The organism is Pseudaminobacter soli (ex Li et al. 2025) (genome assembly GCF_029892515.1).
GTDB lineage: Bacteria > Pseudomonadota > Alphaproteobacteria > Rhizobiales > Rhizobiaceae > Pseudaminobacter > Pseudaminobacter soli_A.
On sequence record NZ_JARXVF010000012.1, the window covers coordinates 1 to 25,637 of the forward strand.

Here is a 25,637-nt window from a genome sequence, read left to right on the forward strand (position 1 = left end):
CGAGCACGGCCAGATCGAAGGCCTGTTCTAAGCCGCATCCGAGTGCGCCGCGGGCCGCCTGCCCGCAGCCACCGCAATCATCAACGCCGCGCGGACATCTCCGCGCGGCGTTTCTTTTTGCTTGGCGACGCATGCGCCTCGCACAGATTTCTCTCTGAGGTCGCGCCGAAACGTCTTCAATATGCCGGCAAGGAGCTCGCGGCCGGGATAATACCCAAGGATCGCCGGAAGACGGGCGTAGTAAGGCCACAATTGCCGATGAATGTGCAGGCCCAGTGGGTGCGGGGGAACTTGCCGAACATCGCAAGCGCACCTTGGTTCGCAGCATGGAATTCCTCGCGAATACGAGTAGGTAAGCGTCGGTTGTTCCAGGCAAGTTTTGTGCGTGGAGTACATCCCTTTGAAAGCTACCAGACTCGCTGATGCCCCCAATGACGCAGGCTCGCTCGAGCAGGAGCTCTGGCTGAGCGTCTCTAATTCGACCAGCCAGCCGACGCCTGCAGCGACGCCGCCCGAAAAGGCCGCCGAGCAGCGCCCGCTAGCGGCGGCGCTCAGCCGCCCGCTCCCCTCGCCTGCCAACCAGAGCACGCCGCCGGTTGCCCCGGCAGCCCAGCAGCCGCAATCCTACCAGCCGCTGTCGCCCCGTCCCGCGATGACGTCCGTCGTCATGCAGACGCTTCCGGCACAGCCGCAGTCCCTGCGCGCCGGGAGCCCGCGTCCAGAACAGCAGGCGCCTCGCGCAGAAGCGCGGCCCCTGCCGCCTTTCCCGCAGCGCCCCGTTGGCGCATCTCCGGCCGCGCAGTCGCCGCAGCTCCGGCAGCCATCTCCTCAGCCGCAGGCGCCTCGTGCCGACGCGTCACGCCCCCTGCCGCCCTTCCCGCAGCGCCCCGCCGGCGCATCCCCGGCCCCGCAAGCGCCCCAGCTTCGTCAGCCATCCGCGCAGCCGCAGATGCCCCGCGCTGACGCCCCGCGCCCGCAGTCGCCTGTCCCGCAGCGTCCCGTAACCGCAGCTCCCGGCTCGCAGGCGCCGCTTGCGCCCCGCCCGCCGGCAACCCCGGCAGCACAGCTGGCCCACAACCTGCCGCAAGGCCCCCGCGCCGAACTCCCGCGCAACCTGCCGCAGACGCCTGCTCAGGAAGCCACGGCTGACAATGCCGTCGCTGCGCGCCATTACGACTGGGATTCTTCCCAGATCATGCCGGCCCCCGAAAAGCCGAAGCTCACGCCTCCGTCCTTCCTCGACAGGGCGTTGGGTGCCACGGAGACGGCGGTGAAGGCGACGCGCGTGATCACCGACAGGACCGCCTTGCTTCGCAACATCACCCCGCGCCGCTGGGCGATCGGTGCTGCCGGTGTCGCCGGCATCGCGATCCTGGTCGGCATCGGCGGCACCCTGATGTTCGACCCGCAGCGTGGCGAGGATCCGGCCCAGGTCGCCGCAGCCGAGCCTGCGACCCCGGCAGCTGAGGCCGCTCCGGAGTCGCAGCAGGTCGCGGAAGCTCCGCAGATGCAGGCCCCAGCCGCCGAGGCACCCCAGGCCGATCAGCCGACCGCAGCCGCACCTCAGGCCGCCGAGCCCGCCACGACGGCACCTGCCGCCCCGCAGTTTCAGGCTGCCACCGACGCTCCGTCGCCCGCTCCTGCAAATGCCGGCACGTCGATGATGGACACTGAGGCATCGCCGCCTGCTTCGGCCCCGGCGACAAACCTGATTGACAGCAACAATGCGCGCTGGACGGGCGCTGGGGCGACCGCCGATGCCTCGCCCTCCCAGCCGGACCAGGCCGCGGCCGACCAGTCGTCTGACCAGGCTAACGCCGCCGCCGACCAGCCCGAGCCGCGAGCGGCCAAGCCGGACTCGTCGACGACGGCCGGCATCGCCCATGCCAAGCCGGCGAAGCCCAAGCCCGCCAAGGCAGCCCCGACGCCGACGCCCAGCGCCGGCAGTGCGGTGACCACGATGGGCGTGAAGATGCGCGCCAGCGAAGACAACAATTCCGACGTCGTGACCGTGCTTCCGGCCAAGGCCTCGGTCCAGGTCATCAGCTGCAAGGGCTGGTGCAAGATCTCCTACGACGGCAAGGAAGGCTACGTCTTCAAGCGCTTCCTCAAGCAGGACTGATCCGTTTCTAAAAGGTAAGGCGCCGTTCCCGCGGCGCCTTACCGCTCATTTTTCCGGCCCGACCGATTCCTTCCTGAAATGCATTGCTGTATTGCGGCATGAGCACTTGTCCGCATCCGCGGATTGTTCAAACATCGCATTTAAATCGTTTTATTTGCCGGATAATCAATGCCACTGCCCATTCTCGCTCTTGCCGTTGCATCCTTCTGCATCGGCACCACTGAATTCGTGATCATGGGCCTCCTGCCGGAAGTCGCGGCGGATCTCGGCGTTTCCATTCCCGCCGCCGGCTTGCTGGTCACCGGCTATGCGCTCGGCGTCGTCTTCGGCGCGCCGGTGATTGCCATCGGCACGGCGCATCTGCCGCGCAAGTCGGTTCTCATTGGCCTCGCCTCGCTCTTCGTGGTGGGCAATCTGCTTTGCGCGATCGCGCCGAACTACTGGCTGCTGATGGCCGCGCGCGTCGTCACCGCGCTGGGGCATGGCGCCTTCTTCGGCATCGGCTCCGTGGTGGCGGCAAGCCTTGTGCCGGTCAACAAGCGGGCCAGCGCGATCGCCCTGATGTTCGCGGGCCTGACTCTGGCCAACATCCTCGGCGTGCCGGGCGGCACCGCGCTCGGCGAAGCGCTGGGCTGGCGTGCAACCTTCTATGCGGTGGTGGGTATCGGCCTGCTTTCGGTCGCGGCCATTGCCTGGCTGGTCCCCTCGGGCGTCGCCCCACCCAGTGCCGGCGGCATCGCCAGCGAGGTGAAGGTGCTGGGCAAGCTGCAGGTGTGGCTCTCCATGATCATCTCGGCGCTGGCCTCGGCCAGCCTGTTTGCCGTCTTCACCTACATCAAGCCTATCCTCACCGACGTCACCGGCATTTCCATACCCGCCGTCACCTGGGTGCTTCTGTTGTTCGGCGCCGGCATGACCGTGGGCAACATCATCGGCGGCAAGCTGGCCGACTGGAAGCTGATGCCCACCGTGCTCGGCACGCTCGCGCTGCTGGCGCTGATGTTCGTCGTCATGGTCAAGATCAGCGACATGCCGTCTGCGATGATCCTCACCGTCTTCTTCTGGGGCGTGCTCACCTTCGTCATCGTGCCGCCCATGCAGATGCGCGTGGTCGAGACCGCGTCGGAGGCACCCAACCTTGCCTCGACCCTCAACCAGGGCGCCTTCAACATGGGCAATGCCGCCGGCGCTTGGTTCGGCGGCCTGGCGATCTCGTTCGGCGTGCCCTACCAGTACCTGCCGCTGGTCGGCACGGCCACTGCGGTGATCGCGCTTGGCGTGGCGTTCGTCTCGGCCCGGCTCGACCGGAGCGGCACGACGCTCGACTATGCCGATCCTCTGCGCAGCACCACCTGAGCGCGAGGAATCCTCTTGCCGACCTGCCTTATCGCCGCTATGTAAACTCCCATGATGACGATGTCGCACACGAAGCGTTGGTGGCGGGCCTGCTAAAAGCGGCCTCGTAAGCGCGTGCGCGCGAAAAACTTGGTGGCCGCAGGAGTAATCCGGGCGGCCATTTGGTTTTTTGGGCTTTCCGGATCCCTGCCGAAAAATGGGAAGGAAACGGGAAATGTCGGTCGAAACCCTGGAAGATGGTTCGGAACGCTACGTCACCGCGAGTGGCATAGCCGTCACTCGCCAACGTCATGACGCGGTCTACCGCGATGCGATTGAAGCCTATATCGATGGGCTGAACACGCGGCGCGGTGCGGTCTTCTCCTCCAATTACGAATATCCCGGCCGCTACACCCGTTGGGACACAGCCATCATCGACCCGCCGATTGCCATCAGCGCGCGCGGCCGCGCCATGCGCATCGAGGCGCTGAATGCACGCGGCGAGGCGCTGCTGGTCGTGATCGCCCCGGCAATCAAGGCGCTGCCGGAGGTCAAGGTCACCGGCGAGACCAAGCGGCTGATAACGCTTGATGTGGCCAAGGCAGACCGCCCCTTCACCGAGGAAGAGCGCTCCCGCGCGCCCTCCGTCTTCACGGTCTTACGCGCCATCACCGCCCTGTTCCGCAGCGAGCACGACAGCAATCTCGGCCTCTACGGTGCCTTCGGCTACGACCTCGCCTTCCAGTTCGATCCCATCGAGCACACGCTGAAGCGGACCGAAAGCCAGCGCGACCTGGTGCTCTATCTGCCCGACGAAATCCTGGTGGTCGACCACCACGCCGCCAAGGCCTGGCACGACCGTTACGACTATTCCGGCGAAGGCTTTTCCACCGAAGGCCTGCCGCGTTATGGCGACATCGAGCCCTTCCGCCCGTCCGACCGCATCCCGCCGCGCGGCGACCATGAGCCGGGCGAATATGCGAAGATCGTCGAGAAGGCCAAGGAAAGCTTTGAACGCGGCGACCTGTTCGAGGTCGTGCCCGGCCAGATGTTTTATGAGCGCTGCGAGACGGCGCCCTCGGAGATCTCGCGCCGGCTGAAGCGGATAAACCCCTCGCCCTATTCCTTCTTCATCAATCTGGGCGAAGGCGAATATCTGGTCGGCGCCTCGCCCGAAATGTTCGTGCGCGTCGTTGGCCGCCGGGTCGAGACCTGCCCGATCTCCGGCACCATCAAGCGCGGCGACGACGCCATTGCCGATGCCGAGCAGATCATCAAGCTGCTCAACTCCAAGAAGGACGAGTCCGAACTCACCATGTGCTCGGACGTCGACCGCAACGACAAGAGCCGCGTCTGCGAGCCGGGCTCGGTGCGCGTCATCGGCCGGCGCCAGATCGAGATGTATTCGCGCCTAATCCATACGGTCGACCACATCGAGGGCCGCCTGCGCGAGGACATGGACCCCTTCGACGCCTTCCTCAGCCATGCCTGGGCCGTTACCGTCACCGGGGCGCCGAAGCTCTGGGCCATGCGCTTCATCGAAAAGCATGAAAAGAGCCCGCGCGCCTGGTATGGCGGGGCCATCGGCATGGTGCACTTCAACGGCGACCTCAACACGGGCCTCACTTTGCGCACGATACGCATAAAGGACGGGATCGCCGAGGTACGCGCCGGTGCTACACTGTTGTTCGATTCCATCCCGGAAGAAGAAGAAGCCGAAACCGAACTGAAAGCATCCGCCATGCTCTCCGCCATCCGCGACGCCAAGGCCGGCAACATAGCCGCCACCGAACGCCAGTCCGCCCGCGTCGGCGACGGGGTGAAAATCCTGCTGGTCGACCACGAGGACTCGTTCGTCCACACGCTGGCCAATTATTTCCGCCAGACGGGCGCGGATGTGTCGACCGTGCGCGCGCCGGTGCCTGACGAGTTGTTCGACCGCCTCCAGCCCGATCTCGTCGTGCTGTCGCCCGGGCCGGGCATGCCGAAGGATTTCGACACCGCCGCCACGATCAGGAAGGCGCGTTCGCGCGACCTGCCGATCTTCGGCGTCTGCCTCGGTCTTCAGGCACTTGCCGAAGCCTATGGCGGCGAGCTGCGGCATCTGCACGTGCCCATGCACGGCAAGCCCTCGCGCATCCGCGTGTCGCAGCCCGGCATCATCTTCTCGGGTCTGCCTTCGGAGGTCACGGTCGGCCGCTATCATTCGATCTTTGCCGATCCGGCCCGACTGCCGCCGGATTTCATCGTTACCGCGGAGACGGATGACGGCGTCATCATGGCCTTCGAGCACAAGAACGAGCCGATCGCGGCGGTGCAGTTCCATCCCGAATCGATTATGACGCTCGGACAGAATGCCGGCATGCGCATGATCGAGAATGTGGTGGCCCACCTGCCGCGCAAGGCGAAGGAAAAAGCCGCCTGAACCCGCGCGGGGTCGACCCGCAAACACAATTGACTTAATGAGGCATGGTGGCTGTCGAAGGCAGCAACCATGCCTCGATTTATTTGGCGGTAGGCCGACTGATGAACGAAGCGAAGCGCACCCTGTCATCCAAGCAGAGGATCGAGCGACTGGCCGCCTGGTCGATCGTGATCGCCTTCGGAGTCATGGGGCTGAAATACGTCGCCTACCACGTGACAGGCTCGGTGGCCCTCTACTCCGACGCGCTGGAGTCGGTAGTCAACGTCATCGCGTCTGCCGCCGCGCTCTGGGCCATCCGCGTCAGCCATAAGCCGGCGGACCAGGACCACCCTTACGGCCACCACAAGGCCGAGTATTTTTCCGCCGTGCTCGAAGGCGTGCTCATCGTTCTGGCGGCGCTGCTCATCCTGCGGGAGGTGTGGTTCGCCTGGCAGGAGCCGCGCCCGCTGGAACAGCCCTGGCTGGGCCTTGCCATCAACGGGGCCGCAACGGTCATCAATGCGGGCTGGGCGATGCTGCTGATCCGCACCGGCCGGCAGCATCGTTCGCCCGCTTTGCTCGCCGATGGCCAGCACATCATGACCGACGTCGTCACCTCGGTCGGCGTCACCATCGGCCTGGTCGCGGCGGTCGTTACCGGCTGGCACTTCCTCGACCCCGCACTCGCCGTCATCGTCGCGCTCAACATCCTCTGGCAGGGCTGGCACGTCATCGGCGCCTCGCTGCAGGGCCTGATGGACGTCGCCGTCGACCACGAGGAGACGCTGCGCATCCGCGACATCATCTCGTCCAACTCCAAGGGCGCGCTGGAGGTGCACGACCTCAAGACGCGCATTGCCGGCCGCGCCGTCTTCATCGAGTTCCATCTGGTGGTCGATTCCGAGATGAGCGTGGGCGACAGCCATGTCATCTGTGACCGCATCGAGGATGCGCTGAAGGCCGAGATCCCTTCCGTGCGCATCACCATCCATGTCGAGCCGGACGACGAGGCCAAGCTGCCCAAGGGTACGGTGGCGGTACCGTTCGCCTGAACTTTACCAATCCTTCTTGAGCCCGCATTCCGAAAGCGCCATCGGGCTCAGCTTGAACATCTTGTCGTCCGAACTGGCGATGTCGAGCTTGGAACACAAATCGAGGCTCGGCAGCCCGTCGCTCGGATTTGCAAGCGTGATCGTGTCCTCGGTGCCCCGGCGCAAGAAAACCTCCCGCGTCAGCATGCTGCAGCCGGCATCGGCCGAAGCCTTGGACGTGCAGCGCCACTGATCACCCTCGGGCGAGCAGCTGTAGCGCTGCTGCACCGCGCCATTGCCGTCCCGCGTCGTCACCGACACCGAGACCGCCGCGCCCTCCGGCCATTCCTGCCGCTTGCCGGTAGCGGCCATCTCGATCGGACCGCGCAACAACCGGATCGACGTCACCTGCTGGTCCGGATGCTGATCGAGATGGGCGGCATCGTAGTCGCTGCCGTAACAGAACGGCTCGTTCTGCTTCAGCCGCTTGTGCAGCGGCTCACCAAGAGCCTTGTCAGGCTCTTCGATCTGGGCGAATTCGGCCTTGCTCAATTGAGAAAAGGCCGCGCGGCCGCCGACGAATACGGCCAGCGCGCAGACAAACGCAGTACAGATCATTGCCCTGCCAAACGACACTGGCACCTCCCAAGGTCGCACTAGGGTCACGAACCTTTCAATATGATCGAAATGGCGTCCTGCCCCTCGCCGCCAAGCCGTTTCATGCTAGAAAAATGCGCGGTGCGCGCGATTTGCGCCGCTTCCGCTTTTGGGCGAAGGAGGTTTTCATGCGTCGCAGGGAAATGTTTCGCGCGATACTGGCCGGCGCCGGCGCTGTTGTCGGCTTGCGCCAGGCAAGTGCAGCGGCAGCACCGGACACCCCGCCGCTCGTGCCAAAAGTCGCCTACCACTTGGCCGATCTCGAGAAGGTCGGCTTCGTGCTCGGCAACATCCGCAACCATTACACAGGCCTCGACGGCCGCGTCGAAATCGCCCTGGTGGTGCATGGCCCTGCATTGGCCGCCTTCCGCGGAGAGGGCCTGTCGTCCGGCCTCTCCAACCGTTTTGCCGGGCTGGTGAAGGACGGCCTGTCTCCCTTCGCCTGCGCCAACACCATGATGTCGATGGGGATGATGCTCACCGACCTCCTGCCGGGCTTTGCCAACGCCGACACCGGCGGCGTGGTGAAGCTCGCCGAGCTGCAATCGCAGGGCTACGCCTATATCAGGCCATAGCGCGGAACCCGAAATCGTGATCGAGCCGCGCGCTCTCACCGTTCGCCTGACGCGAGGAATCGCGTAAGGAGGGGCGACTTCGCGTCCCGCCGGGATGCGCCGTCATGGCGGCCAAAAGGCCGCGCCGGACGAGCTCCTCGCCCGGCCGAAGCACGGAGCATCCATGGAAACGCCAGCGCAACCCACCGCCTCGGAGCCGATGTCCGACCTGGCGCCCGGTCTGCAATGGGGTTTTATCCTGCTGCTTTCCGCCATTCTGGCCGGGGCTCTCGAACTCGGCCACCTGCCCGCAGCACTGCTGATCGGCCCGATGGTCGCGGCGATCGTCGCGGGCATCAACGGCGCCACCGTGCGCCTGCCGCGCCCGATCTTCTTCTCCGCGCAAGCCGTCATCGGCTGCCTGGTCGCCTCCTCCATCGAGTTCGAGATCTTCGTCTCCTTCGCACATGACTGGCCGCTTTTCGTCGGCGCGGTGCTGGCAACGCTGATGGCCTCGAGCTTTCTCGGCTGGCTGATCAGCCGCTGGAAGATCCTCCCCGGCACCACCGCCGTCTGGGGCACCGCACCAGGCGCCTCCACCGCCATGGTGCTGATGGCCGGCGCCTTCGGCGCGGATGCGCGGCTGGTCGCCTTCATGCAATATCTGCGCGTCATCTTCGTCTCGGTCAGCGCCGCCGTCATCGCCCGGCTCTGGGTCGACACTTCCGGCGTCCAGCTGCCGCCCGTGCCCTGGTTTCCGGCAATCCAATGGCTGCCCTTCCTGTCTACAATCGGCGTCGCGATCGTCGGCGGCCTTGTCGGCCGCTGGCTGCGCCTGCCGTCGCCCTTCTTCCTCGGCAGCATGATCTTGGGCGTGGCGCTCCATCTCGGCGGCCTGGTCACCTTCCAGCTGCCGCAATGGCTCTTGGCCATCAGCTACGCGCTGGTCGGCTGGACCGTCGGGCTGAATTTCACGCGCAGCATCCTCATCCACGCCACGCGCGCCCTGCCGCAGATCGTCATGTCGATCCTGGCGCTGATGGTCTTCTGCGGCGGACTGGCCTGGGTGCTCAGCCACTATCTCGGTATCGATCCGCTCACCGCCTATCTGGCGACCAGCCCCGGCGGCATGGACTCGGTAGCGATCATCGCCGCCGCCTCCAGCAACGTGAACCTCTCATTCATCATGGCGCTGCAGACCGCCCGCTTCCTGTTCGTGCTGATTTTCGGACCCTCGGTCGCACGCCTGGTGGCACGGCTGGTGAAGGATTGAGGCGTCAAGCCTCCAGCGCCTGGAACTCGTGCTCCAGCAGCCCCATCATGATGTCGTCGTGCCATGCGCCATTGACGAATGCCGTCTCGCGCTCCCGCCCCTCGATTCTGAAGCCGCATTTCTCATAGGCGCGGATCGCGCGCTCGTTATAGGCCAGCACCCGGATGCCAATGCGATGCAGCCCCATCGTTCCGAAGGCATGGCACAACGCAAGCCTGATTGCCTCGCTGCCCAAGCCTCGCCCGAGCGAAGCCGGATCGAAGATCCCGACCGCTATCGACGCGCGGCGGTCCAGAAAATCGACCCGGTCGAGACGAATTTCGCCGATGAACGTCTGTCCGTTCTCGATGACCCAAGCGTGGGGATGATTGCAAAGCGCCTGGAACCAGCCCAGAACTTCCTCCCTCGTGAGAGGCGAAACATCCCACGTGCTCACGCCGAACATTTCGGCGATTTCTGTATCGCGTCCTAATGCCAGCCGCGCATCGATGTCCGCTTCCTCTGGAGGCCGAAGCCTTACCGAAGCCCCCTCCAGAACTGGCAACCCGCTCATCTGCCCCCTCCAAGCGCAAGACTGCTTGCCCGGGCCACGATAGCCCTGTCGCGGTCCTAGAAAACCCCCGGCACCAACCGCCAGGTCCTGGCAAAATAGGCGTCGTATTCGGCCCCGAACTGGCTGCGCAGCATCGCCTCCTCGGCGTGGATGCGCGCGATCAGCGGCGGCACGAGCAAGATGACCAGCAGAACGCCGACGCCGGAGCGGAACGCCAGCGCCCATCCCAATGAGCTGATCAACATGCCGAGATAGCTGGGGTTGCGGACGATGCGGTAGATGCCCGTCGTCACCAGCTTGTGGTCGTGCTGGATGGCGACCAGCCCGCTGAACCTGCGCCCCAGCACGAAGACCGGCCATAGGCGCAACGCGCCGCCCACGGCAAACAGCACCACTCCCAGCCAGCGCACAGCCTCGCCGTCTATGGTCCAGAAGCCGATCCGGTCGGTATAGGCCGGCAAAAAGCCTGCGGCCACGCTGAGCACCCCAAAGGCGACGAGCACCCAGCGGTTGCCCCGGTCCTCGCGCTCGCCCGAACTGATATTACCCTCGGTGAAAAGCGCAACCCCGCTCATCACAAACGTCACCACCGTCAGCGCGACCAGTGCGGGATTGCCGAAGAAGGCGGCAAAACCGCCCTTCCCCAGGATCGCCAGGCCCAGAAAGGCCAGCGTCCCGACCAAGTTGAACAGCGCCAATCCGAAGGTCATCTTCATCACTGCCTGCCCTCATCCGAGGGTTGTCAGAATAGACCTGAAACGGGCTTCATCCAACATGAGGAAGAGGTGGCGAGCGGCCAATGTCGGTTGCGACCGAAGGACAAGACCGGACGGCCGGCAATGCAAGACGTGGATGAAATTGGGACGCATTCATTTCTAACGCATTGAAATCATTTACTCCGAACGAAATGTTCATCCCCCACCTTTGCGCCTCGCACATAATCCTCCGCATCGGCCTCACCGGGAACACGGGTCATGAACCGGATGAGCGTGGAGGGCGACGATGTCCGGGCTGGTGGCGCTGCTGGGTGATGAACCCCCAAGTCCGGGCCCAGGGTGTGGCTGGCCGCGCGAATGCGGAGGCGAACAAACCCAGGCAAGCGCATCGAACGGGCGGTCGTGGAGACCGCAGATAAATTACTAGATGAGCGCGTTTCCCGACCGCCCGTCTTCCCAGGTTCTTTGAAATGGCCAGACGGTGAAAACCGGGCGTGGCGATGAATAGGTGCGTCCTTCGAGGCTCGCCCTGCGGGCTCGCACCTCAGGATGAGGTAGGTTGGTGCCGGCACCTCAGAATGAGGCAGGTCGGTGCAGCCGCAACCTCGGGAGACGGAGGTGGGCGCCAGCATTAGCCCTCATGGTGAGGTGCGAGCGTAGCGAGCCTCGAACCACGAGGGCGGGATGAAGCGCGCCAACCCTGCCCTCCGCCATTGCTCCGGGCGTTCGTCGTGCGAAAAGCCAAACCGTTGGCTCTTCGTGGCCCCGCCCACCACTCCCCACCCCTTGCAACCGTAGCGCGGCTCCTATATGAAACCCGGCATGACCTCGCGTCCGAACAAGCCCGCTGCCCGTCCGACCGCTTTCGCGGCCGAGACCGCGCGCGCGCTTTCGGCAACGCTTCTTCTTCTCGGCCTTATCGGCGATCGCCGGGCTCGTTGAAGGAGCGTCCGGCGGTCGAAATTGCCGCCAGGCAGTTGCTCCTTTTGCTCTTCACAACCGAACTAAAATTCTGGTTTAAGACCGCCTGACGAAGCGCGCTTGCGCATGGCGGCAGAGAGAACGAGACCGAGATGAACAAGATGACTTCCGAACCTGGTGTATCGATCCGCCACGGCATGCCGACGGCCGGCGCCAAGTACGAGCCCTATCCCAAGGTCGATCTGCCTGACCGCACCTGGCCCTCCAAGACCATCGACAAGGCGCCGATCTGGTGCTCGGTCGACCTGCGCGACGGCAACCAGTCCCTGGTCGACCCGATGGGCCACGACCGCAAGGTGCGCATGTTCAAGCTGCTGCTCGACATGGGCTTCAAGGAAATCGAAGTCGGCTTCCCGTCCGCCTCGCAGACCGATTTCGACTTCAACCGCTGGTGCATCGAGGAAGGCAACGTCCCCGAGGACGTGTCCTTGCAGGTGCTGGTGCAGTGCCGGCCGGAGCTGATCACCCGCACCTTCGAAGCGCTGCAGGGCGCGCATCGGCCGATCGTGCATTTCTACAACTCCACCAGTGAGTTGCAGCGCCGCGTCGTCTTCGCCAAGGATGTCGCCGGCATCAAGCAGATCGCCACTGACGCTGCCAAGATGATCACCGACATGGCCGCCAAGGCAGGCGGCGGCTATCGCTTCCAGTATTCGCCCGAGAGCTTTACCGGCACCGAGCTGGAAGTGGCGCTGGAGATCTGCAACGCGGTCACCGAGATCGTGAAGCCGACGCCGGACAACAAGCTGATCCTCAACTTGCCCTCCACCGTCGAGATGGCGACGCCCAACACCTATGCCGACCGTATCGAGTGGATGATCCGGCATCTCGACAACCGCGAGAACCTGATCATCTCCCTGCATCCGCACAACGACCGCGGCACGGGCGTTGCGGCCACGGAACTGGCGCTGATGGCCGGCGCCGACCGCGTCGAGGGCACGCTGTTCGGCAATGGCGAGCGCACCGGCAATGTCGACATCGTCAACCTGGCGCTGAACATGTACACGCAGGGCGTCGATCCCGAACTGGACTGCTCCGACATCAACCGGATGAAGGACGTCTACGAATACTGCAACCAGCTGAAGATCGCCGAGCGTCACCCTTACGTCGGCGAACTGGTCTACACCGCCTTCTCCGGCTCCCACCAGGACGCCATCAACAAGGGCATGAAGGCGATCAAGACCGCCAACAAGCCGCTGTGGGAAGTGCCCTACCTGCCGATCGACCCGCAGGACGTCGGCCGTTCCTACGAGGCGATCATTCGCATCAACTCGCAGTCCGGCAAGGGCGGCATCGCCTATGTGCTGCAGGCCGACTATGGCCTCAACCTGCCGCGCAGCCTGCAGGTCGAGTTCAGCCAGGACATCCAGGCGATCACCGACTCGGAAGGCAAGGAAGTCTCGCCCAAGCGCATCCATGAGCGTTTCATCGAGCGCTATGTGGAGCAGCCCGGCGCGCGACTGAAGTTCGTCGACCACCACACCTATCCCGATACCGCCAACAAGGGCCAGCGCGTGGTTGAGGGAACCATCATCGACAACGGCAAGGAAGTGACCATCACCGGCACTGGCAACGGCCCGGTCGACGGCTTCGTCGATGCACTTTCGCGCCACATCGGCGTGCCGCTCTCGGTGCTCGACTACTCCGAGCACTCGATCCAGCGCGGCTCGAACGCCTCTGCCGTCTGCTACATGGAGATCGAGCATCCGGGCGGTCGCGCCTTCGGCGTCGGCATCAACACCAATATCGTGGCCGCATCGCTCGAGGCGGTGATCTCTGCCGCCAATCGTATCGTCGGCTAAGCAGTACGCTGTTAACCATATCAGGCCCAGCGCTCAAATTGAGGGCTGGGCCTGTTGACAATCAGGCGTTGACTGCTTGTGCAGGACCGCCGGAGCGTTATGATCGGGCTTCCCTAGGCGCCGCTCTCGAAAGGTCCGACGCTTGCTGCACAACAAGCCTGCCGCCCCCGCAGTGCTAGACACGCTGAAGAGAGTCCTGGCTAGCAGGACCTTTGGCCGGTCCGAACGTGCCCGCAAATTGCTGCGTTATTTGGTCGAGCAGGAGCAGGCCGGACAGGCCGAGCGTCTCAAGGGTTTTACCATTGCAGTAGACGTCTTCGGCCGTGACGCCGACTTCGATTCCTCCGCCGATGCTGTCGTGCGCGTGCAGGCCGGGCGCCTGCGCGAACTTCTGGCCCAATATTTCGCCACCGAGGGCGCTTCCGAGCCGATCCGCATCAGCATTCCGCGCGGCAGCTACATTCCCAGTTACGAATTCGTCGGTGTGACGAACGTCCCGCCTCTGGCCGCGGCAGGTCCGGACGAAATCGTCCTGCCGCTGCAGGAGCAGCCGGCGAGCATCGCGGCGAATGCGCCGGCACCTGCCTCTCCGCTGGTTACAGAGGCGCGAATGATGCGCCACCTGCGGTTTTTCTGGGCGACGATGTTGGTCGTCATTACGATGCTGGGCTTCGTGATCCTCCGCATCCTGACGCCCGGGACGGTCGGCGACGTCACCGATCCTACGGAAGTTTCCGCCAGCTCCAGCGAAACGGTTTCGCCGTCAGCACTTGCGATGCCACCCGTCTATGTGAAGGCCGAAGCGAAGGACGACAACGTCACGCGCGTCGCCGCCGTAATACGGATAGCGCTGTCCGGTTTCGACACCGTCGACCTGATCGCGCGCGAGCCAACGCCGCGAATAAACGCATTCGTCGATCCGTTGCAATTCGTATTCGAAGTGGCTCCCGGACCGGCCGAGGGAACCGTCGCGATCAATCTCACCAACAGCGCCACCGGCAAGGTGCTGGTGTCTCGCGTGCTCCTGCCCAACGATCTCGATACGCAAACGCTGGACGATCGCATTGCCAACCTGCTCAGCTCGACGATCCCGGCTTCTGGCGCGATCTACGGCTATATCGAGCAGAACAAGCTTGCCTCCGGCCTGGTCAACTGCCTGATCCTCAATGACCGATACTATCTCGACCCGACCTCGGAGAAGCATGAGGCCGCCTATCGCTGCTTCGCCGACATGGCAGACCGTGGCGGCAAGTCTCCGCTGATCTTTGCCGAGCTCGCGTCTCTGCACCTCAAAGCCCTCACCGAGGGCCACCCTTACCCGCTCAACCCGAGCGCCGAACAGGCATTGTCGATGGCGTATCGGGCGGTGCTGGCCGGCCCGACCAGCCCTTACGCACACCGCGCCTACGGCTTTCTGAATTCGCGGGTCGGCGACGTGTCCGAATCCATTCGCTTCATGCGCAAGGCCTACGAGCTCAACACCTACGACCTCAGCATGGCGGCCGCATATGGCTACGCACTGATCTTCGCCGGCGACTACGCCACCGGCGCGCCGATCATGGAGCGCGCCGTCGAAGCTTCGAGCGCGCATCCGAGCTGGTGGGACTACGGGCTGTTCGTCGCCAAATTCATGACCGGCGACGAGGATCGCGCCGCGCGCGCTACCGAAGCGCTTGCTTCGACGAAGAAGTCCCACTACCTCGCCGCCCGCTTGATCGTCGCCGACCGCGTCGGCAACCAGGAACTGGCCAAAGCTCTTATCGCCGAGATCGAGCAGGAATTTCCCGCATTCGCAGCCAACCCGCGCGTGGTGTTCGCCCGCTCCAACTATCCGCCGGACATGGTCGACAAGCTGGTGACCGCCCTGCACAAGGCCGGTCTGATACAGCCGATCTGATCAGAGTGCGGCGAAACATGAAGGGTCCCAAGCGCCGGATGAGAAAAGAGGTTGTGAAATGATCTTCGCTCGCGTCCATGGCGGCAGCTCTCCCGCGATCGTGCTTTTGCATGGGTTCGGAGCATTCTCCGGCGTCTGGGACGCAATCGCCGCGGACCTCGGCACGCAGCACCGGGTCATCGCCTACGACCTGCCGGGACATGGGCAATCACTTGACTGGCCGGAGACACCCTCCCCCAAGTCAGCGGCGCGCGCCGTTCTCGCCGACCTCGAGACGCGCGGCGTCGAGAAGGCCCATTTCGTCGGTCATTCGATGGGCGGCGCGATAGCCACGCTCGCAGCACTGTCCAGCCCCGAAAGGGTTGCCTCGCTCATGCTGCTTGCGCCAGGCGGCTTTGGCGAGGAAATCAACGCTCCCCTGCTCCGCCGCTACGGAGCGGCCACTTCGGCGGAAGAGCTTCGCAACTGCCTGGTCGCGATGTCGACACCGGATTTTTCGCCGCCGCCCGAAGCCGTTGACGCGCTCGCTGCGATGCGGGCTCAGGCGGGACAAAAGGAGATGCTGGCGAAGATCGCCGACGCCATCGCCCGGGATGGCAGGCAGGGTGTTATCCCGCAGGACTGGCTGGCCACGCTCTCCATACCGGTGACAGTCGTCTGGGGGACGGAAGATCCGATGCTGCCCTTTTCCCAGACCAGCAACCTGCCGCCGTTTTTCAAATTGCACCCGGTGCCGGCCGCCGGCCACATGCTGGTCGAGGAACGGCCGGGCCTCGTCGCCGACCTGATCCGCCAAGCGATCGGCCCAGCGTAATCGCCACGCGTTTGCGCCGACCGTTGCCTCTAGGGCAGGTGCATTGACGACCCTGCTATGTTAAGAGCTTCTTAACGTACGCATTCGGGTTGGAGTGTCCTGCCATGAGTGATGCAGGTGAAAATGTAACGCCGATAGATCCGTCGCGACGCTTGGCCGATGCCATTCGCGACGTGAAGAACGCAGTGGCGGACCGTGACGATGTGGTGGTGGAACTGCGCGAAGCCAGCCGCATGCGGCTCGATCTCCTGGCGCAGGAGCTGGCTCCCGTATTCGCCGAAGTGCCGGCCGACATCGACATGTTCGATTTTGCGGTCTCCTCGGGCCTGCAGCCGCGCCTCTGGATCGACGCCATCAGCCACGTTTCGCTGGGGCGCGACCGTCGCACCTACCGCTTCCTGAAGGACACCCGCATTGGCCGCGTGGTCCTGGCAGAATCCACCGACATAAAGCCGGTGGCCGATCAGGTCACCCGCTACATCGCCGAGCGCATCGTGGAGCGCCAGCGCATGATGGATGGCGGCGTCGACCGCGCCTTCGGGCGCGAGACTGCGGTTCCGGAAGCCGTCGCAGCCCTCCAGGCACCGCACTCCAATGGCTGGCAAAGCTTCTTTGCCGGTTTCGGCCTCTTTGCAGCCGGTGCGATCGTTGGCTTTGCCCTGACGATGGCATGGCTGCGCGACGGCCTGTCCGCGCTGAAATTATTCGATTTCTGATCAGCCCGCTGCTTGCGAAACCCGCGCCGAATAGGGCGTCAGGTCCATCTCGATGAGCTTGGACGGCGGTGCGTTGACCTTCGTCAGGCCGTACCGCGCCAGATGAATCTGCCAGGCACCGGCCTGCCCGCTGATCTCCAGAAGATTGTATTGGGCCGCCGGATTGCGGCCGCCTATGCCCTGCCCTGCCGCAGAGACCCCCACAGCCGGTACCGGCTTTTTAGCCGTGCCGATCCAGAAAAGCGAGGGCAGGTGCGAATGCCCGTGCAGGATCAGTTCCGCGCCGTGGCGTTCGATCACGCGCTGGAAGCGGCTGATGCCGAACAGGCGCTTGTGCTGGGCAACCGCGCCGCGCACCGGCGGATGATGGATCATGATCACCCGGCAATGGCCCCGCTCGGCCGTCTCGTCGAGCAATCGGCCAAGGCGCCGTGCCTGGCCCTCGAGGAAAAAGCCGTTGGCCATGAATGGAGCGGTGGCGCGCGCCGTGGAAACGCCGATCAGCGCCACATCGCCGCGAACCCTGAGATAGGGAAAGGAATGGCGACCAACGGGAATGGTTTGTTCATCGCCCTTCATCCAGGCCGCCCAGGCCATGCAGATCTTGTCGAAAGCGCCGGGCACATAGGCGTCGTGATTTCCGGGCACGACCGAAACATCAGCGGGATTGCCGAGCGATTCCAGCCAGAGCCGCGCCAGTTCGATCTCGCCGTTAAGTGCCAGATTGACCAGATCCCCAGTCACTGCGAGGTGATCGGGCTTGGCCGCCTGCAGGTCGGCCACGATCGTGTCGAGGGCGCCTTCATGCAGGAAATGCCGCCGGTTGCGCTGCCAGTTGACATACCCCGTGACACGCTTGGAGGCGAGTTCGCGATAGGTTACAGGAGGCAGGGGCCCCAGATGGACGTCGGAAATATGCGCAAGCCTGAACATGGTTCTCTTGTAGGACACGCGACCTCGGCTTTCCACCCATCGGCTGCTGTCATATGAGCGCGGGCAGCACACGTGACCGCTTTCGCCAGAACGGCTGGCCGTGGCTGCGGTCCAAGCTTTTCCATGCCTATTTCCTGCTGCAACGGCCGATGACGCTTGGCGTGCGCGGGCTCGTCTACGACAGGGCGAACAATTCCGTCTTCCTCATCCGCCACACCTATGTTCCCGGCTGGCAGATTCCAGGCGGCGGGGTCGAAACCGGCGAGACTGTGCTGGAGGCCCTCGAGCATGAGATGCTTGAAGAAGGCAACATCACCTTCACCGCGCCGCCGCAGCTCAAATCCATCCATTTCAACCGGCAGGCCAGCCGCCGCGACCACGTTGCATTTTACCTGATCGAGGCGTTCCAGCAGACGTCACCGAAACAGCCGGATCATGAAATCGCCGAATCCGGCTTCTTTCCGCTGGATACACTCCCGAAGGATACCACACCCGCAACGTTGAGGCGCATTGCCGAAGCACTCGACGGCGTGCCGCCCTCGCCAGACTGGTAATCAGGCGGCCTTCTTGAAGCGGTCGCGGTCATGCGACGCCGAATAGTTCAGCTGGGGGCCGACCGGCACGATGCGCGTCGGATTGATGGTGACGTGGCTGCCGTAATAGTGCGACTTGATGTGCAGCATGTTCACCGTGCCTGCAACGCCCGGTATCTGGTAGAGCTCGCGCAGATAGTTCGACAGGTTCGGGTAGTCGGCAATCCGCCTGAGGTTGCACTTGAAGTGCCCCACATAGACGGGGTCGAAGCGCACCAGCGTCGTGAACAGGCGCCAGTCGGCCTCCGTCAGCCTGTCGCCCACCAGATAGCGCTGCCGCGACAGGCGGTCCTCCAGCGTATCGAGCGCACCGAAAAGCTCCTTGAAAGCCTCCTCATAGGCCGCCTGCGTGGTGGCGAAACCGGCGCGGTAAACGCCGTTGTTGATCGACGGATAGACCATCTCGTTGACCGCATCGATTTCCTGCCGCAACCCCTCGGGATAGAAATCCAACGATGCGTCGCCCCATTCGTCGAAGGCCGAATTCAGCATGCGGATGATTTCGGACGATTCGTTGGAAACGATCGTCTGCTCCTTCTTGTCCCACAGCACCGGCACCGTCACACGGCCGGAATAGTGCGGATCGGCCTTGGTGTAGATCTGGTGGAGATAGTCGCGGCCGTAGAGCGTATCGCCCGTGGCGCCGTCCTCCTGGAGGAAGGTCCAGCCGTTCTCGCCCATGTAGTGGTGCACGACAGACACCGAGATTATGCCTTCGAGCTTCTTCAAGGCCCGGAAGATCAAGGTGCGGTGCGCCCAGGGACATGCCCAGGAAACATAGAGATGATAGCGCCCCGGCTCGGCCCTGAAGCCGCGCGTCTTGCCCGGCGCCGGCGTGCCGTCGGGGCTGACCCAGTCGCGCCACTGCGACTGCGAGCGAACGAAACGGCCACCCGTATCCTTTGTGTCGTACCAGCGATCCACCCACTTACCGTCGACCAGCAATCCCATGGCAGGCTCCTTCGTGTTTCACCTTATTTAGGCGTGGAGAGGCGCAAGCGGAAACCCCAAAGGGCTGAACACTTCGTCAATCTGCCGTCACCAGCGAAATGCATGATGGACGCCGCACCAAAACGATGCTAGCGGGGTGATCAATGGCAACTGTCTTTGCACATATCCGGTTCGACCGACGACGAATCAGCGACCGCGCCTAAGCTGCGCGGACCGCCACCGTTGCGCCATGCGCAGCGGTTAGTCTTTCTCGACCGGAATACAAAGACGATGACCCTTGCCGTGACCTATCTGCCGGAAATGCCGGCGCATGACTCCGAAATCGAGCTGATCAACGAAGAGGCCTTCGGCCCCGGACGGTTCACGCGTGCGGCCTACAAGATCCGCGAAGGCGGACCGCATGATCGCAAGCTTTCCTTCGTCGCCACGCATGACGGCATCGTCATCGCCTCGGTGCGGATGACCTGGATCGCCGCCGGCCAGGGTCGCGCCTTGCTGCTCGGGCCGCTGGCCGTTCGCCCCGCCTTCAAGAACCTCGGCATCGGCCGCAAGCTGGTAGCAATGGCCATCGATGCGTCCCGGCAGGCAGGCGCCGCTTCCGTGGTTCTGGTGGGCGACGAGCCCTATTACGGCCCCCTTGGCTTCAAGAAGATTCCGCATGGCCAGATCACCATGCCCCGTCCGGTCGACCCCAACCGCCTGCTCGCCGTTGAACTGAAGGCCGGCGGCGTGGCCTCGCTTACCGGCGATGTCCACCACGCCTACCAGGTGGACGGCAAGCTCAGCCAAGAGCCAGGTTGCGAACCCGCGCAAGCATCCGTAGCATGACGTAAACAGCCCGGGAGAAGCGCCATGAACCCCAAGGACCAGATCGCAATCGTTACTGGCGGCGGCTCGGGCCTGGGTGAGGCCACCGCGCGCGCGCTGGCCGCCCGCGGCGTCAAAGTCGGCGTTCTCGACATCGGCATCGACCGCGCCCACAAGGTGGCGGACGATATCGGCGGCGTGGCCGTCAAATGCGACGTGGCGAGTGCCGAAGGCGCCGAAAGCGCGATCGCCGAGGTGGTCGAGAAGCTCGGAACGCCGCGCATCCTCGTCAATTGCGCAGGCATTGCCGTCGGCATGAAGACCATCGGCAAGGATGGACCCCACCCGCTCGACGTCTACCGCACGGTAATCGAGGTCAACCTCCTCGGCACCTTCAACATGATCCGCCTTGCGGCCGACCGCATGGCCAAGCTCGACCCGCTGGAAGGCGGAGAGCGTGGCGTCATCGTCAACACGGCTTCGGTTGCGGCTTTCGACGGACAGATCGGCCAGGCCGCCTATTCGGCTTCCAAGGGCGGCGTAGTGGGCATGACGCTTCCCATCGCCCGCGACCTCGCCCGTTCCGGCATCCGCGTGATGACGATCGCACCCGGCATCTTCAAGACGCCGATGATGTCGGCCATGCCGCAGGAGGTGCAGGATTCGCTCGGCGCTGCGGTGCCCTTCCCGCCGCGACTGGGCGAGCCCTCGGAATATGCCGCGCTGGCCCTGCATATCGTCGAGAACCAGATGCTGAACGGCGAGACAATCCGCCTCGACGGCGCGATCCGCATGGCGCCGAAATAGGCTTCGCGCCATGACTATCGCACCGGCCGGCAACCCCGGAAAGGGTCCGCTCGTCGGGCTGACGGTCGTGGAAATGGCCGGCCTTGGGCCGGTGCCGCTTGCGGGCCTCATGCTGGCCGAGATGGGCGCGCGGGTCGTCCGGATCGAACGGCCGAGCAACGACCGCGTCTTCATGCGCGTATCACCGCAATATGATCTCGACCGCCATGGTCGCGAAATCCTCACCATCGATTTGAAACGCCCCGAAGGGGCCGAACTCGTGCTGCGCCTGCTCGATCGGGCGGACGTGCTGATTGAAGGTTTTCGCCCCGGCGTCATGGAACGCCTTGGCCTCGGGCCTGATGTCGCCTGCTCGGGCAATCCCGCCCTGATCTACGGCCGCCTGACCGGCTACGGCCAGACGGGGCCGCTTGCAGAGCGCGCGGGGCACGACCTGACCTATCTGGCCTATACCGGCGCCCTCAACGCCATCGGCCACAAGGGCGACCGGCCGGTGCCGCCGCTCAATCTCGTTGCCGACTATGGCGGCGGCACGATGATGCTGATGACCGGCCTGCTCGCCGCGCTGTTCGAGCGCTCTCGCTCGGGTAAGGGGCAAGTGATCGACGCCTCGATGGTCGAAGGCGCCTCGATGCTGGCCGCCCCCTATTTCAGCTTCCTGGCGGATGGAACGTGGAACGAGCAGCGCGGCGACAATCTGCTCGATTCGGGCACGCCGTTCTACGACACCTACGAGACCGCCGATGGCAGGTACATCGTGGTCGCATGCCTCGAGCCCCGCTTCTTCGCCGAGCTCGCGCGCCTGCTGCCGCTCGACGCACGCTTCGCAGCGGCGCAGTATGACCGCAGCACCTGGGACGACATGCGGGCAGCGATAGCTGAACGGGTGCGTCAGAAGAGCCGGGATGAGTGGACCGCCCTCTTTGAAGGCACGGAGGCCTGCGTCGCGCCGGTCCTGTCCTTCAGTGAGGCTGCGGCGCATCCGCACAACCGGGAGAGGCAAAGCCACGTCAACGCAGGCGGCTTTACCCGCCCTCGCCCGGCGCCGCGTTTTTCGCGGACCGAGTCTGCGCTCGTGGGCGTACCGTCTGCAGTAGCCTGCGACCCGGCGTCTATCCTGGCCCGCTTCGGTTTCTCGGAGGCCGAGGCGGAAGCCCTTGCAAAGGACGGAATAGTCGGGCGATAAGCTGACAATCTTAATCATGATTTTGTGAGGCCGCGTCGTGGAAAAGGTTGAAAAGAAGAAGGACGGCGTCCTGGAGACCACGCAGGATGCAATCACGCTCGGCAAGACGCTGCTGCGCACCGCGCGCTATGCCGCGATAGCCGTTCTCGAGCCGCAGACCGGCGCGCCGCTGGCAAGCCGGGTCGGCACGGCCACCGATATCGACGGCACCCCGCTGATCCTGATTTCCATGTTGGCGGCTCACACGCCGGCACTGCTTGCCGATCCGCGCTGCTCGCTACTTCTGGGTGATCCAGGTAAGGGCGATCCGTTGGCACACCCCCGCCTCTCCCTCGCTTGCCGAGCGGCAAAACTTGAACGCGACACGCCCGAGCACGCGCGCGCCCAGCGCCGCTATCTCAACCGCAATCCGAAGGCCCAGCTCTATGTCGGCCTGGGCGATTTCTCCTTCTTCCGCCTCGAAATTCAGGGCGCCAGCCTGAACGGCGGCTTCGGCCGCGCCTACAATCTGACCCGCAACGACCTGATTTCGGAGGGTCCGGCGTTGGAAGCGTTGGCAGAGAGCGAGCAGTCGGCGCTTGACCACATGAACGCCGATCACCGCGACGCCATTGCCGTCTACGCACATCACTTTGCCAAGGCCGAAGGCAACGACTGGACCCTGACCGGCCTCGACCTCGAAGGCATGGATCTCGCCTCTGGCGACACAATCAGGCGTATATTTTTCCCGCGCAAGTTGACGGATGCCGGGGAATTTAGAAAAATACTAATAGAAATGGCCAGAATCGGAAAAACAGCGGAATAGGCCCAGGCCAAGCTCCGCTGGTTTCCCCTGGTGCAGGATGCGGGCGTTAACGGGGATGCTCCGGCTGAGTCCGAGCTGAACGCAAGCTTCCTGCGCGTGCCATGTGGGTGCAGGCGGACCGCACGACGTTATTTGCCCCCATAACGTCTGCGGAGCGAATTTGTAGGGGACCAATGGTTTCGCGGCCAATCATTCGGAATGCCAACGCAGCAGCAACATTGCTGTCTCTGTTGGGCAATGAAAAGCGGCTGGTCATAGTCAGCCATCTGCTGGAAGGTGAGATGTCGGTCGGCGCTATTGCCGAGAAGGTGGATCTCAGCCAATCGGCACTGTCGCAGCATCTGGCAAAGCTGCGCAGCGTCGATCTTGTCGAGACGCGTCGTGATCGGCAGATGATCTACTATTCCTGCAACTCCGACGCAGTGCGGCAGCTGCTCGGCACGCTGGATGGTATCTTCACGGCTGCTTGACGCCAGCCGCCGGCTACAAGCTGATCTGATGTGATGGTACCGAACGTGACCGTCAGCGATGTGTCGGCAGTTCCGATGGATGACGACCTGCTGCGGTCTTGACCGCGGCACAGGCTCCGTCCTTTAACGGAGTCTGACGATCACCGATTTCAGGCGCCTTGCAGTGCAACCCATTCGCATCGACGATGCGGCCGACCCGCGCGTCGCCGCCTATATGGATATCCGCGAACGCGACCTCGCGGGGCGGCAGGGGCGCTTCGTCGCCGAGGGCAAGGTAGTTCTCAACGTGCTGTTTTCGGCGCGGCGCTTCGAGGTCGAATCCGTGCTGCTGCTTGAAAACCGCCTTGCCGGCATGGCTGATACGCTCAGCCTCGCCCCGGCAGGCGTCCCGGTCTATGTCACTTCGGGTGAGGCGCTGGATCGGATTTCCGGTTTCCACATGCACCGCGGCGTGCTGGCGATTGGTCGCAAGCGTCCCGCCGAGGACGTCGAGACTTTGCTAGCCGCCCTCCCCCAGCACGCACTGGTGGTTGTGCTGGTCGGCATCTCCAACCACGACAATATGGGTTCGATCTTCCGCAATGCTGCAGCCTTCGGCGCCGATGCCGTGCTGCTGGACGAAACCTGCTGCGACCCGCTCTATCGCAAGGCGATCCGCGTTTCGGTGGGCGCGGCGCTGAAAGTGCCATTCGTGACCGCCGGCGGGGCGGCCGGACTAGTCGAGACGCTTGCGGCGCATGGCTTCGACCAGATCGCCTTGTCGCCCGGAGGCGCCATGGACTGTCGCGACATGGCGCGGCCGGAACGGCTGGCCCTCTATTTCGGAACGGAAGGTGATGGCCTGCCCGACGCATTGCTCGGCCGGTTGAAGACGGTGCGAATTGCGATGGCCGAAGGTTTTGACAGCCTGAATGTCGCCGCGGCTTCGGCGATCACCCTGCACCACTTTTCCAATCGGATTTCCTCAGTCGGTTGAGGAAGCCTTCTGCAAGGCCCGTATCCTGTCGGCCAGGCTGAGGGCCTTGCCGGCGTGCTCGCCATCGACGCCCATTTCGGCCAGCACCTTGTGGATCGGCGAGTTCGGGCCGTCGAGCATGGCCGCAAGGTTCACCACTTCGGCCGCCAATTCGTTCATCTGTTCGCGCAGCTGCGCATCACCGCCATTTGCGGCGGGGCCTCCTGCGGCGGCCTTTTCCTTGAGGCGTTTGTTTTCGCGGGCAAGCGCGGTCAACCGCTCTTCAAGCCGCTCGCGATCGGCCGAGAGCTTTGCCAGCGCCTCGTCGATACTGGCCTGTGCCGCAACGACCTTGGGCGCCGAGGTGATCGGTCCAGACCTTTCCGCCTGGGCCACAGGTGCCCCGCGCAACCGCTCGATCTCCGCGTTCCGGCGCTCGATAAGATCTTCGCGGTCGGCCAACTTCGAGGTGGCCTGCGCAAGCTTCCGTTCGGCCTCGTTTGCCCGCTTCCGCTCGGCCTTGGTCTCGTCCCGGACGGCTCTTGCCTCCAGCGACAGGGCCTGGGCGCGCGCATCGGCGTCCTTGCGCTTCGATTTCAATTGGGTCACCTCATTGGCGAGCTTTTCGAGCTCGCTTTCGCGCGCCACCAGTTCGATCTGCCGGCTGCTGGCAGAGAAGCTGGCCTCGTCATACATGGCGCCAAGCTTTTCCATTTCCTTGGCATGGACCGCCTTGGCGCCTTCGGTCTCTTCGAGGCGTTCGGAAACGCGCTGCAGCTCTTCCTCGCACCTGGCAAGGTCGGCGCTCAGCGTGCCGACCTGCGCTTCCAGCATCGCGATCGTCTTGGCCTTGGCATCACCGTCGGCGCCGAGCGCCTTGATCTGCTCCAGCCCCCGGCTGATATCGATCAGCTGGGTCGTCGCCTTCTCGCGCAGCGCCGAAGCGTTCACCTCCAGCTTTCGGATCGACATGGCCGCCTCGGCGCGGATCCGGTCCTTGTCTGCTTCGATCTCGGCCCGCGTGAGTGGCATCGATGCCTCGACCCGCCGCCGCGCCAGATTGGCTGCCCGCCGCAAGACGGCAGGCGCGACCAGCAGCGCGATGAAGCCTGCAACGAGAAAGCCGAGGGCAAAGAACAGGATGGACTGGATCACGTCACACTATCCGTTGCGGGATCGGCCCGCCTACCCGCTCTTCTCTGCCACAGCCCCGCAAGCGGGACAATGTTCGATGCCAGACGCAGTAAACGAGAGCGGGTGCGGCGGCCGATATAA

23 protein-coding genes are annotated in these 25,637 nt (G+C 64.2%); 17 read left to right on the forward strand and 6 right to left on the reverse strand.

The window, feature by feature from the left end:
* Window positions 1-400: 400 nt before the first annotated feature.
* The 4 genes from M2281_RS27315 (at window position 401) to M2281_RS27330 (ending at window position 6,913) form a co-directional block, all read left to right on the forward strand.
* On the forward strand, window positions 401-2,122 hold the full coding sequence (locus tag M2281_RS27315) for an SH3 domain-containing protein (RefSeq protein ID WP_280824363.1): 1,722 nt from the start codon (window positions 401-403) through the stop codon (window positions 2,120-2,122).
* A 168-nt stretch (window positions 2,123-2,290) separates the two neighbouring features.
* Window positions 2,291-3,478 carry an MFS transporter gene (locus M2281_RS27320; protein ID WP_280824364.1) on the forward strand — a complete coding sequence of 396 codons (1,188 nt, stop codon included), beginning with the start codon at window positions 2,291-2,293 and terminating at the stop codon, window positions 3,476-3,478.
* 214 nt (window positions 3,479-3,692) lie between these two features.
* Window positions 3,693-5,882 carry an anthranilate synthase gene (locus M2281_RS27325; protein WP_280824365.1) on the forward strand — a complete coding sequence of 730 codons (2,190 nt, stop codon included), beginning with the start codon at window positions 3,693-3,695 and terminating at the stop codon, window positions 5,880-5,882.
* Window positions 5,883-5,983: 101 nt separating this feature from the next.
* Window positions 5,984-6,913 carry a cation diffusion facilitator family transporter gene (locus M2281_RS27330; protein WP_425537815.1) on the forward strand — a complete coding sequence of 310 codons (930 nt, stop codon included), beginning with the start codon at window positions 5,984-5,986 and terminating at the stop codon, window positions 6,911-6,913.
* A gap of 3 nt (window positions 6,914-6,916) precedes the next feature.
* Here the strand turns inward: M2281_RS27330 and M2281_RS27335 are convergent, their stop codons facing one another.
* A complete protein-coding gene (locus M2281_RS27335) occupies window positions 6,917-7,528 on the reverse strand; it encodes a hypothetical protein (protein ID WP_280824366.1) in 612 nt (203 codons plus the stop codon).
* Window positions 7,529-7,677: 149 nt separating this feature from the next.
* Between M2281_RS27335 and M2281_RS27340 the strand changes: the two genes are divergently transcribed.
* Together M2281_RS27340 and M2281_RS27345 are read left to right on the forward strand one after the other, a co-directional pair.
* Window positions 7,678-8,124, forward strand: coding sequence for a DsrE family protein (locus tag M2281_RS27340; RefSeq protein WP_280824367.1), 447 nt, complete (start codon window positions 7,678-7,680; stop codon window positions 8,122-8,124).
* Between the two features lie 163 nt (window positions 8,125-8,287).
* A complete protein-coding gene (locus M2281_RS27345; protein WP_280824368.1) occupies window positions 8,288-9,376 on the forward strand; it encodes an AbrB family transcriptional regulator in 1,089 nt (362 codons plus the stop codon).
* 4 nt (window positions 9,377-9,380) lie between these two features.
* Here M2281_RS27345 and M2281_RS27350 read toward each other — a convergent pair whose 3' ends face one another.
* Window positions 9,381-9,929, reverse strand: coding sequence for a GNAT family N-acetyltransferase (locus M2281_RS27350; protein WP_280824369.1), 549 nt, complete (start codon window positions 9,927-9,929; stop codon window positions 9,381-9,383).
* Window positions 9,930-9,985: 56 nt separating this feature from the next.
* Complete coding sequence (locus M2281_RS27355; RefSeq protein WP_280824447.1) at window positions 9,986-10,645, reverse strand: methyltransferase family protein; 660 nt, start codon at window positions 10,643-10,645, stop codon at window positions 9,986-9,988.
* Window positions 10,646-11,718: 1,073 nt separating this feature from the next.
* Between M2281_RS27355 and leuA the strand changes: the two genes are divergently transcribed.
* From leuA to M2281_RS27375, 4 genes are all read left to right on the forward strand, one after another.
* Window positions 11,719-13,428: a 2-isopropylmalate synthase gene (leuA, locus tag M2281_RS27360; RefSeq protein ID WP_425537816.1), complete on the forward strand. Its 1,710-nt coding sequence runs from the start codon at window positions 11,719-11,721 to the stop codon at window positions 13,426-13,428.
* Window positions 13,429-13,666: 238 nt separating this feature from the next.
* Window positions 13,667-15,325 (forward strand): tetratricopeptide repeat protein, encoded by a 1,659-nt coding sequence (locus M2281_RS27365; protein ID WP_342394309.1) that lies wholly within the window; start codon window positions 13,667-13,669, stop codon window positions 15,323-15,325.
* Window positions 15,326-15,383: 58 nt separating this feature from the next.
* On the forward strand, window positions 15,384-16,139 hold the full coding sequence (locus M2281_RS27370) for an alpha/beta fold hydrolase (protein ID WP_280824371.1): 756 nt from the start codon (window positions 15,384-15,386) through the stop codon (window positions 16,137-16,139).
* Window positions 16,140-16,243: 104 nt separating this feature from the next.
* Window positions 16,244-16,855, forward strand: a complete 612-nt coding sequence (locus tag M2281_RS27375; RefSeq protein WP_280824372.1) for a hypothetical protein — start codon at window positions 16,244-16,246, stop codon at window positions 16,853-16,855.
* Here the strand turns inward: M2281_RS27375 and M2281_RS27380 are convergent, their stop codons facing one another.
* On the reverse strand, window positions 16,856-17,788 hold the full coding sequence (locus M2281_RS27380) for a metallophosphoesterase family protein (RefSeq protein ID WP_280824450.1): 933 nt from the start codon (window positions 17,786-17,788) through the stop codon (window positions 16,856-16,858).
* Window positions 17,789-17,841: 53 nt separating this feature from the next.
* Here M2281_RS27380 and M2281_RS27385 point away from each other — a divergent pair, with 53 nt between their 5' ends.
* Entirely contained in the window at window positions 17,842-18,342 is a 501-nt protein-coding gene (locus tag M2281_RS27385; RefSeq protein ID WP_280824373.1) for an NUDIX domain-containing protein, read from the forward strand.
* Here the strand turns inward: M2281_RS27385 and M2281_RS27390 are convergent, their stop codons facing one another.
* Window positions 18,343-19,332 (reverse strand): glutathione S-transferase family protein, encoded by a 990-nt coding sequence (locus M2281_RS27390; RefSeq protein WP_280824374.1) that lies wholly within the window; start codon window positions 19,330-19,332, stop codon window positions 18,343-18,345.
* Between the two features lie 270 nt (window positions 19,333-19,602).
* Between M2281_RS27390 and M2281_RS27395 the strand changes: the two genes are divergently transcribed.
* From M2281_RS27395 to M2281_RS27420, 6 genes are all read left to right on the forward strand, one after another.
* On the forward strand, window positions 19,603-20,160 hold the full coding sequence (locus tag M2281_RS27395; RefSeq protein WP_280824375.1) for a GNAT family N-acetyltransferase: 558 nt from the start codon (window positions 19,603-19,605) through the stop codon (window positions 20,158-20,160).
* Window positions 20,161-20,184: 24 nt separating this feature from the next.
* A complete protein-coding gene (locus tag M2281_RS27400; RefSeq protein ID WP_280824376.1) occupies window positions 20,185-20,946 on the forward strand; it encodes a 3-hydroxyacyl-CoA dehydrogenase in 762 nt (253 codons plus the stop codon).
* Window positions 20,947-20,956: 10 nt separating this feature from the next.
* Entirely contained in the window at window positions 20,957-22,132 is a 1,176-nt protein-coding gene (locus M2281_RS27405) for a CaiB/BaiF CoA transferase family protein (RefSeq protein WP_280824377.1), read from the forward strand.
* Window positions 22,133-22,169: 37 nt separating this feature from the next.
* Entirely contained in the window at window positions 22,170-22,937 is a 768-nt protein-coding gene (locus M2281_RS27410; protein WP_280824378.1) for a HugZ family protein, read from the forward strand.
* A 173-nt stretch (window positions 22,938-23,110) separates the two neighbouring features.
* Window positions 23,111-23,407, forward strand: coding sequence for an ArsR/SmtB family transcription factor (locus M2281_RS27415; RefSeq protein WP_280824379.1), 297 nt, complete (start codon window positions 23,111-23,113; stop codon window positions 23,405-23,407).
* 163 nt (window positions 23,408-23,570) lie between these two features.
* Complete coding sequence (locus M2281_RS27420; protein WP_280824380.1) at window positions 23,571-24,383, forward strand: TrmH family RNA methyltransferase; 813 nt, start codon at window positions 23,571-23,573, stop codon at window positions 24,381-24,383.
* On the opposite strand, the gene M2281_RS27425 is transcribed toward M2281_RS27420, so the two are convergent.
* Window positions 24,372-25,517: a hypothetical protein gene (locus M2281_RS27425; protein ID WP_280824381.1), complete on the reverse strand. Its 1,146-nt coding sequence runs from the start codon at window positions 25,515-25,517 to the stop codon at window positions 24,372-24,374. The genes M2281_RS27420 and M2281_RS27425 overlap by 12 nt on opposite strands.
* Window positions 25,518-25,637 lie beyond the last annotated feature (120 nt).

Coding starts and splice junctions, on each gene's coding strand:
- M2281_RS27320 (WP_280824364.1), top strand. CDS start 2,291: ATGCCACTGCCCATTCTCGCTCTTGCCGTTGCATCCTTCTGCATCGGC.
- M2281_RS27325 (WP_280824365.1), top strand. CDS start 3,693: ATGTCGGTCGAAACCCTGGAAGATGGTTCGGAACGCTACGTCACCGCG.
- M2281_RS27330 (WP_425537815.1), top strand. CDS start 5,984: ATGAACGAAGCGAAGCGCACCCTGTCATCCAAGCAGAGGATCGAGCGA.
- M2281_RS27340 (WP_280824367.1), top strand. CDS start 7,678: ATGCGTCGCAGGGAAATGTTTCGCGCGATACTGGCCGGCGCCGGCGCT.
- M2281_RS27345 (WP_280824368.1), top strand. CDS start 8,288: ATGGAAACGCCAGCGCAACCCACCGCCTCGGAGCCGATGTCCGACCTG.
- M2281_RS27350 (WP_280824369.1), bottom strand. CDS start 9,929: ATGAGCGGGTTGCCAGTTCTGGAGGGGGCTTCGGTAAGGCTTCGGCCT.
- M2281_RS27355 (WP_280824447.1), bottom strand. CDS start 10,645: ATGAAGATGACCTTCGGATTGGCGCTGTTCAACTTGGTCGGGACGCTG.
- leuA (WP_425537816.1), top strand. CDS start 11,719: ATGAACAAGATGACTTCCGAACCTGGTGTATCGATCCGCCACGGCATG.
- M2281_RS27370 (WP_280824371.1), top strand. CDS start 15,384: ATGATCTTCGCTCGCGTCCATGGCGGCAGCTCTCCCGCGATCGTGCTT.
- M2281_RS27375 (WP_280824372.1), top strand. CDS start 16,244: ATGAGTGATGCAGGTGAAAATGTAACGCCGATAGATCCGTCGCGACGC.
- M2281_RS27380 (WP_280824450.1), bottom strand. CDS start 17,788: ATGTTCAGGCTTGCGCATATTTCCGACGTCCATCTGGGGCCCCTGCCT.
- M2281_RS27385 (WP_280824373.1), top strand. CDS start 17,842: ATGAGCGCGGGCAGCACACGTGACCGCTTTCGCCAGAACGGCTGGCCG.
- M2281_RS27390 (WP_280824374.1), bottom strand. CDS start 19,332: ATGGGATTGCTGGTCGACGGTAAGTGGGTGGATCGCTGGTACGACACA.
- M2281_RS27395 (WP_280824375.1), top strand. CDS start 19,603: ATGACCCTTGCCGTGACCTATCTGCCGGAAATGCCGGCGCATGACTCC.
- M2281_RS27400 (WP_280824376.1), top strand. CDS start 20,185: ATGAACCCCAAGGACCAGATCGCAATCGTTACTGGCGGCGGCTCGGGC.
- M2281_RS27405 (WP_280824377.1), top strand. CDS start 20,957: ATGACTATCGCACCGGCCGGCAACCCCGGAAAGGGTCCGCTCGTCGGG.
- M2281_RS27415 (WP_280824379.1), top strand. CDS start 23,111: ATGGTTTCGCGGCCAATCATTCGGAATGCCAACGCAGCAGCAACATTG.